The 14133-nt window shown below is 54.3% G+C and carries 11 protein-coding genes; 9 read left to right on the plus strand and 2 right to left on the minus strand.

Going from position 1 to position 14133, the window contains the following annotated elements:
• Window positions 1-71 precede the first annotated feature (71 nt).
• The 7 genes from O3299_RS24830 (at window position 72) to O3299_RS24860 (ending at window position 8763) form a co-directional block, all read left to right on the plus strand.
• On the plus strand, window positions 72-947 hold the full coding sequence (locus O3299_RS24830; RefSeq protein ID WP_305063416.1) for a WYL domain-containing protein: 876 nt from the start codon (window positions 72-74) through the stop codon (window positions 945-947).
• 17 nt (window positions 948-964) lie between these two features.
• Window positions 965-1873, plus strand: coding sequence for a TIR domain-containing protein (locus tag O3299_RS24835; protein WP_305063417.1), 909 nt, complete (start codon window positions 965-967; stop codon window positions 1871-1873).
• Between the two features lie 116 nt (window positions 1874-1989).
• A complete protein-coding gene (locus tag O3299_RS24840) occupies window positions 1990-3126 on the plus strand; it encodes a hypothetical protein (protein WP_305063418.1) in 1137 nt (378 codons plus the stop codon).
• A 430-nt stretch (window positions 3127-3556) separates the two neighbouring features.
• The gene (locus O3299_RS24845; RefSeq protein ID WP_305063419.1) at window positions 3557-4966 is read left to right on the plus strand and encodes a S8 family serine peptidase; all 1410 of its coding nucleotides are present in this window, start codon (window positions 3557-3559) and stop codon (window positions 4964-4966) included.
• Window positions 4967-5711: 745 nt separating this feature from the next.
• The gene (locus O3299_RS24850; RefSeq protein WP_370385310.1) at window positions 5712-7160 is read left to right on the plus strand and encodes a UbiA family prenyltransferase; all 1449 of its coding nucleotides are present in this window, start codon (window positions 5712-5714) and stop codon (window positions 7158-7160) included.
• On the plus strand, window positions 7157-7522 hold the full coding sequence (locus O3299_RS24855) for a hypothetical protein (RefSeq protein ID WP_305063421.1): 366 nt from the start codon (window positions 7157-7159) through the stop codon (window positions 7520-7522). The genes O3299_RS24850 and O3299_RS24855 overlap by 4 nt, the downstream gene beginning before the upstream one ends.
• Entirely contained in the window at window positions 7522-8763 is a 1242-nt protein-coding gene (locus tag O3299_RS24860) for a glycosyltransferase family 39 protein (RefSeq protein ID WP_305063422.1), read from the plus strand. Before O3299_RS24855 ends, O3299_RS24860 begins: the two co-directional genes overlap by 1 nt.
• A gap of 99 nt (window positions 8764-8862) precedes the next feature.
• On the opposite strand, the gene O3299_RS24865 is transcribed toward O3299_RS24860, so the two are convergent.
• Window positions 8863-9279, minus strand: coding sequence for a hypothetical protein (locus O3299_RS24865; RefSeq protein WP_305063423.1), 417 nt, complete (start codon window positions 9277-9279; stop codon window positions 8863-8865).
• A 383-nt stretch (window positions 9280-9662) separates the two neighbouring features.
• On the opposite strand from O3299_RS24865, the gene O3299_RS24870 reads away from it, so the two are divergent.
• Window positions 9663-9926: a hypothetical protein gene (locus tag O3299_RS24870; protein ID WP_289900520.1), complete on the plus strand. Its 264-nt coding sequence runs from the start codon at window positions 9663-9665 to the stop codon at window positions 9924-9926.
• 138 nt (window positions 9927-10064) lie between these two features.
• Window positions 10065-10463 (plus strand): hypothetical protein, encoded by a 399-nt coding sequence (locus O3299_RS24875; RefSeq protein WP_305063424.1) that lies wholly within the window; start codon window positions 10065-10067, stop codon window positions 10461-10463.
• An 88-nt stretch (window positions 10464-10551) separates the two neighbouring features.
• On the opposite strand, the gene O3299_RS24880 is transcribed toward O3299_RS24875, so the two are convergent.
• Window positions 10552-14133: a M1 family aminopeptidase gene (locus O3299_RS24880; RefSeq protein WP_305063425.1), complete on the minus strand. Its 3582-nt coding sequence runs from the start codon at window positions 14131-14133 to the stop codon at window positions 10552-10554.

Raw genomic sequence — 14133 nt, forward strand, 5'->3', positions numbered from 1 at the left:
GGGCTTGCCAACGCGTATAGTTTCATTATGGGTATGAAAACTGTACGTGTCAAGTAACTATACTGGTTTATATGAAAATTATTCCGCAAAAAATGCGTTGGGGGGCCGAGCGGCGCCTGGAGTTCATCGAGTTCCGGGCGTTCTGGGAAGGGGGGGTAAATCGCAGCGATCTTAAAGAGCAGTTTGGAATCTCGGTTCCGCAGGCGTCCGCTGACCTGAGTGCATATCAAGAATTGGCTCCTGGAAATATTGAATACAATTCGAGCCAGAAGCAGTACGTGCCAACAGAAAACTTCGTACCTCGTCTAATTACACCTAAGGCAGAGGACTATCTAAGGCATTTGACGAATCCGGAAATTGAGAGCGATTCATCTACATCAGTTGCGCAGGTTCCTGTAATTGATGTCATTCCAGTACTACGGAGACGGATGGATCCGATAGTGTTGCGTGAAATGCTTAAGGCGATGAAGGCCGGCGCGTCCATTTCGGTTCTTTATCAATCTATGAATGTCTCAACTCCAGATGTTGCTTGGAGAGTGATTACGCCTCATGCCTTAGCATCGGACGGCGCACGATGGCACGTTAGAGCGTTTTGTCACAAAGATCGGATATTCAAAGATTTTCTATTGTCACGGTGTCAGGATGTCGGAGCGTTAGGCGACCCAGGAGCTACTCCGGAGATGGATAGACATTGGTCTAGCTACTTCGAGGTAGTGTTACAGCCCAACCCGAACTTGAGTAACAGTCAGCGTGAAGCTATTGCTAGGGACTATGAAATGTCCGATGAAAAACTTGTTCTTACTGTTCGTCGAGCGTTGTTATTTTATTTAAACAAACAATGGCGCTTAGACTATTTTTCTTTTAATGAAAAACCTGCAAACAATCCGCTAGTCGTTGTGAATCGTCAGGAATTTGACGATGCGATTAAGGCGGCAAGTTTTAATTAGTGATAGTGGGGAAAATTATGATGAAGCGTTTTGAGGGGCAAAATGGCCGCCGTCTTCTAATTAATGCATTGAGAATTCAAAAACTGATTGCTTGTCAACCGACAATCGCAGATGAATTGTCGAACATTGTAGAGTTAATCGAAGTAAATAAAGGGTCTTCGATTATTCATCAGGATGAATATACGAATGAAATCTATTTCATTCTTCTTGGATCTTTTTCGGTAATTGTCAATGGTCGTGAGGTGGCAAAGCGAGGTCCCGGAGATCATGTTGGTGAGATGGGGGCGATTGAACCCACCCAGAAACGAGCAGCGACTGTCACGGCATCACAAGATTCATTAGTTGCAAAAATAAGTGAGTCTGCCTTCACCGATCTCGGAGAGAGATATCCGATACTTTATAAAACGATTGCGCAAGAGCTTGCCCGGAGGTTGCTTCAGCGTAACCAATTTGTCCGGCCTACTCATGACAAAGTGCGTGTGTTCATTATTTGCTCTGCAGAGGCATTGCCAGTCGCACGTTTGATTCATAGTGGTCTGCAGCATGACAACTTTGACGTCATTTTGTGGAGTGAGGGGGTTTTTAAAGTTACAAATTACACGCTACAAACCCTAGAAGACGAAGTAAATCAGGCGGACTTTGCAATTGCCGTAGCTTATGGGGATGATATTACCTCTCAGCGAGGTACTGATTGGCCTGTACCTCGTGACAACGTAATTTTTGAGCTGGGCCTTTTCATGGGGCGACTTGGGCGAGCTCGTGCCATTTTGATGGAACCGCGAGAGGAACGTGTAAAACTTCCGAGTGACTTAGCAGGGGTTACCACGATTGGGTATAGGTATGTTCCTGGTAAGGACGAAAGTTCTCATATTGCGCCGGCCGTTAATGCTCTTCGTACTCATATTCAAACATTAGGGCCACAGTAAGGTTGGTAAAAAATTTATAATTATATTTTAAATAAAATAATACTGCAGATGCTTATTGCTTAGGAATTCGGTATTGGCGAGCAATTAGTACATAGAATTATTAAGAATTTTAAAATATGTCCATCCTAAGTCGGGGGCGTGGCAGTGGAAAGAAGCTGGAAAAAATAACAGAGAGCATACAAATGTCAAAAATCAAGCTACGATTTATTAAGCCGAGCCGAGAAACCGATAGCTCACCTATATTGACACCGCAGCGTGTTATTGACAATAAAAGGCGAAATACAGAAACATCGCTCTTTCTTGATCTCAATATCCTGATTAGAATGGAGGAGGTATTTCTCAAAAATGTAAATCCAGTGGATGTCGGCCTCATGGAGCTAGTCAACTTCATCAATCAATGCCCACCACAAAGTCTCTGCTTGTCTCCTGGATTTGCATTAAGCGAAGTTCATCCAAAGTATAAGAAGCGATGCTTTGAACTCTTTGAGGTTTTTCTATCGGCCTTCTGCCCTCAAATGATAGATCACCCGACGGCTACTAGAAATTCAGAAGTCGATTTGGATGATACACGAAAAGTAAGATTTGAAGAACTTGATGTTAGTGAGCAATATTTTCATAGTGTTTCTTTTTATTCTTTGTTGCAAATTCATATCATTGACAAAACTATGCAGGATCTGCAGCCACATGAAAAATTTAACGCTTATTTAGATAACGTAAGTAAAAATATCAACATGCTGAGCGCAGTAGAGGCTGAAATCGCCAAGTATTGCTTCTGCGCAAAAAGTGGAAATTACAGCCAAGAATTAAAGGATAAAATTCAGGCAATTAAGGATAATTTTCTAGATCGTAATGAGAAGCCAATACAAAGAAAAAGAAATATATTTAATGCTGTACAGGATTTGAAATATGGAAAGGCTGCCCTTGAGCTTTCCGAAGTGGAATTCGGTGGAAAAAATCAGGAAACGTGGATCGCCACGTTGGATTCTAAGCTTTATTGGCTTAGTGAATCCATTCATCATCACCCCGTCCCAGGCGAGCCGGATGGGAAATATTACTGGGTGGTAAGAAATGACGAGCAAAAAAAATGTCCCTACTGGAATGCTGTAGATTCGATGCTTAAAAGAAAGCAACAACAGCGCATAAATGATGGCAGTGCAACTACACCACTGGGAGAAGATGGCCTAGAGAAAATTAATAAAATATTAATCACAAAAGGATTCGATGATTTTTATTCTACATTTGGAAATATATAAATTGTCACCTCGCATAACTGGATAGTGCTATTTTTGCCACTGGATTCAGTTGCTATGGACACCGGCCTCGTCCTGTGGGTAGGTAACTCAAGTACCTATTGTTGTGTCCGAAATTACTTGACTGCCGCAAAGCGCTATACGGATGATCTGGCGCGCTGGCTGGCCGAGGTACTGGAATGTCTCCCGACGTGCCCCAACAATCGGATCGACTCGCTGTTGCCATTCCAGGACTTTATCCAAACCTAAGCACGCTACACAGGTGGGGCGGCTGGACGCTTACCAGTTGCCAGCTCGTGCCACCAAGATGCTTTGGGGATACTGATTGACAGAGTAGAATGTATCCTTCGGCAACTTTTGAGCAAATGAGGGTTTGATGCGGCTGTTTTATAAAGCTCCAGTGACGACGCATAAGTCGACTGCGGCTCGACCTATGTCAATGTTCGTGAGCTGTAACTCTGAGCAAGGTGCCGAAGATGTTGACGTGGCTGCGTTAGCACGTGCATGCTATGCGACAGTTGTGTCGAGCACTGAAGATTCTCGACGAGTGCTCATCGAAGCAAACGCAGAGCAAAAGCAAGAGATTGAGAGCCAAGCAAACGTTACTCTGCACGTGAATAATCAATATTCCGTGGCTGCCATGCACAGCGCGATTCTGTCAGCTGCGGAGGCAACAAACGATAAAGCAGCCGGGCCACATCCATACAAATTTTTGGTGGAGAGTCCTGAAGGTGCACCGATAAGTGGCGCCACCGTCATCGTTTCGCTTAGCGAAGACCTCAAGGCCAAGGCCCAAACGGACGAATTTGGAATAGCTCACCTGTATCTGAAAACTGAGAAGACTGGTCAAGTAGCAGCTCTTCCACGACAAAATTACTGGTGCACAAGCGTTAACGATGCGAGCACCTCTGAAACTCCTCGTAAGTTAATTGTTGAGCCGCTAGTGTTGCCATATGAAGATTCACTTGCCTACTTCCGCAACAAGGGAAAGTCTAATAGCAAGAATGGAAAGGGCATCAAGGTAGCGGTCATTGACACTGGCGTCGACCAACACGACGACCTGCCCCAACTGACTATTAAACGCACTGTCGTTGATGGAATTTCAACAGAAGGCGCATGTGATGACAATCACTTATCGCATGGTACGCACGTTGCAGGAATTATTGCTGGCAGCCGGTACGGCATAGCGCCTGCAGCAGAGCTCATGGGCTATTCGGTTTTTCCGAAAGATGGAATCCGCGGAACCGCGGAGAGTCTCGATATTTCGACAGCAATTGACTTTGCCGTAGACGATGGAGCACACGTTATCAATCTTAGTCTTGGGTGGCAGAATCCAGGAGAGCGAGACATTCCTGTGGTTGAATCGATTCAACGCGCAGTGGAGGCAGGCGTCTTCGTCGTAGCTGCGACCGGTAACGATGGTGTAAATTGCGTTATGTTCCCGGCAAGCCTTGACGAAGTTTGCGCAGTCGGTGCGGTTGGCGCTAATAACAAATTCCCAGGCTCTTGCACGCACCGCTTCTATAAGGACCGGGCAGCTAATGAGGAGGGACACTTCGTTGCACATTTCTCTAACTTTGAAGAAGGCAAGGTCCAAACTGCAGCTCCGGGACTAGCGATCGTTTCCACGACACAAACGTCTGGCTACGTTGCAATGTCTGGTACATCAATGGCAACACCAGTGTTGGCTGGCCTCGCTGCGCGACTCCTCTCTGACGAACCGAGCTTGCTCATGAAACACGGTCCAGCTCGAGTCAGTGCGCTGAAGGAGTTGCTATACAATAGGTGCGACAACCTTGGTTTTGGCAGTGACCTTGTTGGCGCTGGTGTCCCTAACTACTAGGAGCGGGAAAATGGGTAGATTTCATCTCTTTTGGGCGGGCTCAGGCTTGAAACCAGTTGAGGACATTGCTCGGGTACGCGACATGCCTGGTGTGAAAATCGTCAACGAGTCGCTGCCACGTAGTGTTGTTGTAGATGTGTTCGGTGAGCTAGCCGAAGAGCGTCTGAAACGACTTCCCTCATGGACACTAAGACAGTCTCACCCCGTGAGCATTGGTTCCGCACCTGCGGAGTCAAGCTTAAACAGAGCGGTACCTGGTCTTAGGTTGTTGGTCAAAAAGTAATTATTTTCTATCTCCGTACTCGAGCAAGCATAAGCGCTAACTGAATCGCCACGAGGTCTCGCTACCCACAAATTACGCCTCAAAACTATGTTTTTCCAAGAAAAGCCTGTTTCATGCTCCCGTACCAACATTTCGCTAACGAACTTTTTTCTAAAAGCGTTTTTTCCTGTCACACATCGCATGCTATCAACACATTTTGGTGTGCATAACCATTTTAAGACGCACTACGGCTCATTGCTGCATAACGCCTCGCAAATCCTGGATTTGCGAGGCGTTTTTATTTGTTGTTGCGGGTTTCTTTTTTTTGCAGGTCTCTTTCAGGTGCTACGGGCGTTCAGCTCAAGCAGATAACCGCTCCCTTCCTTGATATATGTTGGTTATCGCCATCGTGGCTCCCCCTATAATTTAATCACTGCTTTCAGCACTCCATCTGTTATGCCACACCAGAATCGGGAGAAAATGGTGGCTATTTCGACCAAAGCGCCCCTGGTTGTCGATCTTGACGGAACGCTGACGCCAACCGATACCCTGCTGGAATCCGTCATCCAGGTGGTGAAGCACTCCCCGCTCAATGTGCTCCGCATGCCGTTCTGGCTCATGCGAGGGCGGGCGGGCTTCAAGGAAGCCATTGCGGCGCATGCCGGCATCTCGGGCGAACATCTCCCTTACCGCGCGTCCCTGCTGGACTACCTGAGCGAGGAAAAGCGCAAGGGCCGCATGATTGTCCTGGCGACGGCGGCCCACCATTCGATTGCCCGCAACGTGGCCGGGCACCTGGGCCTGTTCGACAAGGTGCTGGCGACGCAGGACGGTCGCAACCTCAAGGGCAAGGCCAAGCTGCAAGCCATCCGGGAGCAGGTCGGGCCATGCTTTGTGTATGCCGGCGACAGCAAGGCAGATATTCCCATCTGGCAAGCCGCCGAGGCGGCGGTGCTGGTGGATGTCGCCTGGAATACGGCCCAAGCCGTGCGGCGGCACGTCCCGATCGAACGCGAGTTTCCCGGGGAGAGCGGCGGGCTTGGCGTGTGGCTCAAAGCCTTGCGCGTCCACCAGTGGTTAAAGAATCTGCTGCTGTTCGTGCCCCTGCTGACGGCATTTTCCTTCCTCGACCTGGGCAAGATGGGCACCATGGCCGTGGCCTTCCTGGCGTTCTCCTTGGCGGCTTCCGCCACCTACATGGTCAACGACCTGTGGGACCTGGAAAGCGACAGGGCGCACCCCCGCAAGCGGCTTCGCCCTTTTGCCAGCGGCCGCCTGCCGATTCTGAAGGGCCTGGTCGTGGCTGCGGGGGCCTTGCTCCTGGCCCTCGTTCTGGCCTGGTCCGTGTCGAATGCCTTTCTCCTGATGCTCGTGCTTTACCTGGTGCTGACCAGTGCGTATAGCTGGGTGCTCAAGGAATACGTGCTGATCGACGTGCTCATGCTGTCCCTGCTGTATACCTTGCGCATCCTGGCCGGTTCCGTTGCCATTGGCACTGCCACGAGTTCCTGGTTGCTGGCTTTCTCGGTCTTCATGTTCCTCAGCCTCGCCCTCGTGAAGCGCTGTGCGGAGCTGGTCACGCTGGAAGGAAATGGCAAGGCAGCCACGCGTGGACGGGATTACCGGGTGAGCGACCTGGCCGTGTTGTGGCCTCTGGGGGGCGGGGCGGCACTCTCCGCCGTGGTGGTGTTCGGACTGTTCATCAGTGCGCCGGAAACGCAGGGGCGCTACGGCACCCCGCAGATGCTGTGGCTGGTTGCCCTGGGATTGATTTACTGGCTTGCGCGCCTGTGGGTGAAAACTTCCCGAGGTGAAATGCACGATGATCCGGTGATTTACGCCCTCAAGGACCACGGCAGCCGCATGACCGTCTGCGCCATGGTGGCCATCATGCTGGGGGCGCATTTTCTGGTGTTGGGTACTTACCCATGAACACGTTCTGCATTGCCATCCTGAGCATCGCGCTATCCGTCATGGCGCAGTTCTCATTGAAGACCGGCATGTCCGGTGCCGGGGTGCAGGCGATGATGGCGCAGCCCAAGTCCTTCATGACCCTCATGCATATCCTCACGGACAAGTATGTGCTGGGGGGATTCCTCCTGTATGGCCTGGGAGCGGTGGCCTGGCTAGGCGTGCTGTCGCAATGGGAGGTGAGCAAGGCCTATCCCCTGGCAGGCCTGGGATTCGTGCTCACCCTGCCAATCGCCTGCCTGCTGGGCGAGCAGGTCAGCCTGCCCCGTGTGATGGGCGTGGCGCTGATTTGTGCCGGGGTGTTTTTGGTGGGGAGGAGTTGATGAAGGACAAGCATGATGCCCAACAACAGCGAGATTGGCTGTGGCTGGCAATCATCGCCGGCATCGGCCTTGCCCTGAGGGCGGCGGCGATTGCGGGCTTCCAGCATGTGCCGGAAGGCGATGAACTTGCTTACCGGAGCATGGCGCTCAACTTGCTTGGCGGGAATGGCATCGTCGACAGCATGGGCAACCGCGCGATGTATAACGTGGGCTATCCCCTGTTGATACTCGCGCCTGTCTTTTTTCTTTTTGGCGACGATCTCCTGGCGGTTCGCCTGGTGAACATGTGCCTGGGAGGCGCGGCAATCGTGCTGTGCTACCTGGTGGCCAGAGAGGCTGGCGCAGGCCGGTCGGGGCGTTTCATCGCCGCGGCTGCCTGGGCGCTCTATCTGCCAGGCGGTATCTACGGGATCTACCTGGCGAAGGAAAACCTGATGATTCCCCTGATGCTGGGTGTCATGTGGTGTGCGCTGAGACTGGCACGCCAGCCCTCGAAGAGCGTGGCGATCGGGTGCGGAGTACTCTTCGGTCTGTTGGCATTGACGGGCAATGCCGCCTTGTCACTGCTTGCAGTCCTTGCATGGGCGTTGCTGCTGTCTCCCGCATCGACGGCCCGGCGGGCAAGCTTGGCCATGCTCGCGCTGTCAGCGGCGCTGGTGATTTCCAGCCCATGGCTGCTCCGGAACATGCAAGTGATAGGCGCACCTGTCTTGAACACCAATGGCGGCTTCAATCTGTATTTGGGTAACAATCCCGCCGCGACAGGCATGTTCATTTCCATCTCGGAAACACCACGCGGCCCCACCTGGGATGCCCTTCGGAAAACGGGGGAAGTCCAGGCTTCCGAGACCTTGAAACAAGAGGCCATTTCCTGGGCGAAGGCCCACCCGGCAGCGTTCCTGGCATTGGCGGTGAAAAAAGCGGCGTACTTCTGGACGCCTCCCCTGCATGCGGGAAAAGGCAACCAGTCGCCGGCAGAAAAGCTTGTACGTCTGCTGTGGGCGATACAGTTCCTGCTCCTGATTGCCGGTGCTATCGGGACTGTGCTGATGCCCAGGCTCAGGAATCGGCAGGTCGCCCTGCTCTGGCTGGCGCTTGCGTGCTACACGGGCGTTCACATGCTGTTTTACGTGATCTTCCGATACCGTGAGCCCATGATGCCGGTCCTGACAGTGATGACGGGCCTGGTGCTGGAATCGCTCGTGGCCGCCCGGCGCCAGGCCGCGCATCCGGCCAGATAAGACAGGGGCGACGCTCCCGCATCTTATTGGCCCCTTGCAATAACATGGGGGAGCATGTGGTGGCGAACGCGCTTCTTGCGCTGTCATGGCCGCGGAGACTCAATTGCGCAGCCGCATCTCCAGGCTGTAGCTGGCTACCGCATTCCTGCGCGCCGCATTGCGCATCAAATACACTTGCACCGTGTACTCGCCATCGGCCGGCAGCGCTGCCTCGTAACTGTTGCCGCCGCTCGAGCCGATGAACAGGGCGTCCTGTTGTCCGGCTTGACGGAGGTTGAAATAATTCGACGGTTGATTGGTCTTGAGCTTGACGCCGAGAGTCTGACCCGCCTTGCCTGCCAGCGTGTATTCGGCCGTGGCGTAGCCCTTGATCTTGCCTTTCACACTGAGCGCAGCCTGGCCTGCCGTCAGTTCTACTGTTTCCTTGTGGACAGCATCGGCGCTCCAGGCGGGCGCCGTGAAAACGAGGGCCGCCAGCAGCAGGCTGGCGCGGATGGGCAGGTGACGATGCAGCATAAGCAATTCCCCTTGAACGTGGTGCCGGCGCACTCGCCGACGATACCGTCCATCTTACGCCAGGCTTTGCCTGTACCGCAGCGCCATCCGCATTTCCATCGCATGGTGCGGATTGCGCTTCTCTTCAAGCCCCGGTTTGAATAAGACGAAATGCAAATATTCTTATGATATTTTCGCATAAGGAGAATAATCGCTTTGCCATTGTTTATTTCGCCAATAAAGTTATTTTGGTGATTGTTTGTGCGGTGGTATATTGTTTGCAATGTTTCTATGAATAAATTTTATCGGAGGGATGCATTGCATGTAATTCAAGCATGCGATGAATACGAATCTGATGGAAAGCATGCTATTTACCGATATCGTGTTTTCTGCAGACGTGGCGCATGGACATTTTCCATGCTGATGTAATTACTGGAGTAAGAATGCAAGTTTTATCGGAAATGGAAATTCAAGACATCTCGGGCGGTCGTGCATTTTGTTCGGATAGCATGTCCTCGAGCGAATATACCGCCACGGCAGGTTTCTGGGGCGGTGTCGGCACTGTCGGTGCGGGCGTGGCTACCGTGCCAGGCGGCCAGGCGCTCGGTGGCGGCATCTTGATTGGCGCGGGCGTGATGTATGCCTATAATTCCTATTGTTCGGCATAAGCGGACAGATAATGGCGGGTTGAACATGCCCGCTTGATATATACCGCTGCTCGTAACGTGGCCGCAATATGCTGTGCGTATATTGCGGCTATTGGTGCGCAGATAATGTCACTGGCTTAATTGAAGAAAAATCTTGCAATGCATATAGCTGTCGATTCATCAGGTTCACAATGGCTGGTTCTGGAGCGCATATTCGGCAAGGAAAAGGGATGGCTGCTTGCATCGCTGGCGAATTTTCAAAAAAGAAAATATCTATTTCTCTTGTGCGATGTGCTGGCATTGATTTCCATCCTGATCGGACTGGCGTGGACTTTGTATCCAGGACGTATTTTTCTGCAATCTTTTCCAGTCAGCATAGTGTTGTTGCTACTGGCCGGAAAAGGGCTGCGTTTTAAAACGGCCGCCGTGCCGCCCGTGGCCGGCCGGGAACGACTGGATATCTTTTTAAAAATCCATCTGGGGCTCTTGCTCCTTGCCATGGTGTTCTGTGTGGTACAGGTGGGCTGTGCGCTGCGCCAGATCTTTTTTCTGGCCTGAAAAAGTACCGGGCCCGCCGTAAAAAAACAGGCCGCGCTATCACGGATAGGGCAGCCTGTTTGCGTTGCATCAAGGTTTCATTGCAGCCTTAATTCACGCTGACTTCCTTGCGGTTATCGCGCGAGACCCGGTCGATCATCTTGTTGTACGGATCGACACCCACTTCAAATGGTTTTTCCTTCACCGTGATGGTGAGCACGGGGTCGCTGCCCGACAACATGCGCTTGTCGGTAAACAAGACTTTTTCATCCTTCTCCCCGGCGCCCGGCGCGCGCGCGAAGATGGCGATCTCCACCGGTTCGTCGTAGGCGCGCGGGCTTTCCTTGCCCTTGCCGTCGGACTCCAGCTTGGCCAGGTGCAGTTGCATGGTGACATCCCACTGGCCATCCGGGCGCTTGACGGCCGTCGCTTGGGTGACGCGGTTGTCGTAGAAGACGATCTTCTCGAACAGGTCCGTGATCAGGGCTTGCTTGTCCTGCGGTGCTTCGGCGCGGATGTAGGCCAGCAATTCCGACGACGTGGTGAACGGTGCCTGCTGGTAACCCTTGTCCTGCAGATAGCGTTTCAGGGCACGGTTCAGGGCGGCTTCGCCGAGCTCGTCGCGCAGGCGGTAGAACACCAGGCTACCCTTGTTGTAGTGGATGTATTGCTGTCCCTCCACGCGCGCCAGCGGCAATTCCTCGATGGCTTCGCCGCCGCGTCCGCTCAGGTAGCGGTCCAGTTCATAGCGCAGGAAGCGGCGCATCTTGTCGCGGCCGTATTCCTTTTCCATCACCATCAAGGCCGAGTATTGCGCCAGCGATTCCATCAGCATGCTGGCGCCCTGCACATTGGCGCCGATCACCTGGTGGCCCCACCACTGGTGCGCCATCTCATGCGCCGTGACGTAGAACACATAGTCGATGTCTTCCTTGTTGCGCAGGTCGGCGATGAAGCCGATGCCTTCCGAATACGGAATCGTATTGGCAAACGACTGCGCGAAGCTCTGGTAGCCGGGAAATTCCAGGATGCGCACCTGCTTATGCTGGTAGGGCGTGAACTCGGTGCTGTAATAGTCGAGCGACTTTTGCACGGAAGTGATCATGCGGTCCGTGTTGTAGCCATGCTTTTTGTCGAAATAAACTTCGATCGGCAAGCCGCGCCACTCGCCTTTCTTGACTTCCCAGCGCGCCGACAGGTAGGCAAAGAACGGCAGCATCGGCTGGTCCATCTTGTAGCGGTAATAGCGGCGGCCATCCTTTTCCCAGCTGCCTTGCAGATAGCCGGGCGCCAGGGCGATCTGCTCGCCGCTGGTGGACACCGTCGTGTCGAAATGGATCCAGTCGGCATCGCCGCCCAGCACCGTGTTGCCATACGCGGACGTGTCTTCCAGTTTGGCCATGCGCTGCGGTTCGCCCAGGCCCCGCTTGCGGCGTTCATTGCGGTCAAGCAATTCCATTTCCTTCGCATAGCCGAAGTGGGGGAAATAAGCCTGGTTGTTGAAGAAGCTGCCGTTCAGGTTGACCTGGTCCGGCGCGCCGCTGTTGGTGAAACCCTGGTGCGTGACGGCCACCGTGAAGTCCAGCGGCAGGGTGGCGCCGGGCGCCAGCGCTTGCGCCAGCTTGAGGATGCTGAAACCGAGCTCCTTGTCGTCGAGTGCGACCTTGTGCGCGGGCAAGTTCAACCACGTCGTCTTCAGTTGCGGGTCGAGCTGGATGCGCAGGGTATCGAGCGGCTGCGCCGTCTTGTTTTGCAGCACATAATGGCCCTTGATCAAGACTTTACGTTGCTCAGGATAAATATCCACATTGGCCTGGACATCCGTGATCTTCGGCTGGGGCAAGTGCTGGTAGCGCTGGTACAGTTTTTCGTAGCGCGCCTGCTTGTCCATGCCGATGTTCGACGTCTCGTACTTGTTCAGCACGTTCGTGTTGTAGAAGATCCAGCCGCCCGTGCTTGCCCAGCACAGCAGCACCATGGCCAGCGCGGCGCCTGCACGGCCTTGCAGGCGCTGGCGGGCCAGGCCCCCGCGCGCGCGCCAACCGTTCGGCAGGCCGCGCACCCAAAATGCCTGCGCCAGCATGACGAGGGCCACGGTAAACAGGCTCCAGTACAGCGCGAACCAGGCCCAGCCCGTCAAGAAGTGGCCATAGCCATTCATGTCCGAATACGGGATGGCCGGCGTGCCGCCAAAGGCGTACAGATTGTGTTCGAAGTGCAGCATGCCCTGCACGGCTTGCGCCACCATCAGCAGGATCACCAGCAGGTAGCCGATGAACTTGTTATTCGACAACACTTGCAGGGTGAGGGTGCACAAGCCCATCAGCACGAAGAAGAGGGCGCCCAGCAGGGTGCCTTTCAGGTACAGCCCCAGTTCCACGGGCGCGCCGCCCTTGACGAGCTGGAAGCCGATGGCCGTGAGGACGCCCGCCAGCAGGTAGCCGGCGATGACGCCGATCAGGGCCGTGCATTTGGCCAGCAGGGGAACCCAGTCGGGCACGGGCATGGCGTCGCTGACGTCGGCGATCCGCGCTTGCCGTTCCTTGAAGATCAGTTCGCCCGCATAGAAGGTGACGATGATGATCAGGAGGAAGCTGAAGCTGTTGCTGATCTGCTGTAACAGCAAATGTGTCATCGGATACACGGCCGTGCCATACATATTCTTGCCGACATTGGCGGCAGCGATCAGGTTGATCATGCCGAACAGCAGCATGACGAGGAAGGGCAGGCTCTTGAAGACGCCGACGGCGTCGAAGCGCAGGATGTGCCAGCACTGGCGCCAGGCTGTCGCGGCAGTAAATGCGGGAGTGCTGCGCGGCAGGTGCAGCGGCGCCGTGACGGCCGGTGCGGCAGCCACGGCCTTGGCCTTGCCGAACAGGCGTTTTCCCGTGCCCGTGCGCTGCGGCTTGAACAGGATCACGGTGGCGGCGAACAGCACCGCCGTGATACCCAGCCACAGCAGGCGGTTGGCCAGCAGGAAGCCGGCAAACGGCGGCAGCCCCGCGTTCGCTTCGGCGGACGTGAAGTAGCGCGTCATGCGGCCCAGGGCGCGCATGCCGAACGGGTCGAGCAGGACGGCGATCCATTCGTTGTTGATGTCGCGCGTAAAGGCGCCGGCCGTGCCCCACAGCACGAAAAAGCCCAGCACGCCCACGTAGACCAGCATCATCGAGCGCGTGGTGGCCGCCAGCAGCATCAGCAGGGCGCCGATGAAGAGCAGGTTGGGGATCACCATCACGGCGAAGCTCCACGCATACGCCTGCAGCGGGAACGCGCCCACGCGCTGCGCATCGACCCAGGGCATGAGGGGGCCGAGCATGGTGCCGAAGGCGATGCAGGCGAAGATGACCAGGCAGGCGACAAAGCCGGCGGCGAAGCGGCCGAACAGGTAATCCCATTTACGCATGGGTGTGGCGAACAGCATGTCGGCCATGCCCACTTCGCTGTCGCGCAGCACGGCGCCGGCGATGAAGATGGTGATGAGCAACATCGACAGCAGGCTGAACATCGTCAGCAGCTGCGCCACCACGGTGGGCGCATTGCGGTTGATGTTGCCGATGGCGCCGCCGATCTGGATCGAATCGCTGCTGCTGGCGCCAAAGGCCAGCAAGGCCAGGATGACGGCAAATACCCACAGCAGCGGCTGTTTCAGCTGATAGCCGAGGTCAAACTTGAAAAATTCCTTCCACAT

It is taken from the genome of Janthinobacterium sp. SUN176, assembly GCF_030587335.1.
Lineage (GTDB): Bacteria > Pseudomonadota > Gammaproteobacteria > Burkholderiales > Burkholderiaceae_D > Janthinobacterium > Janthinobacterium kumbetense.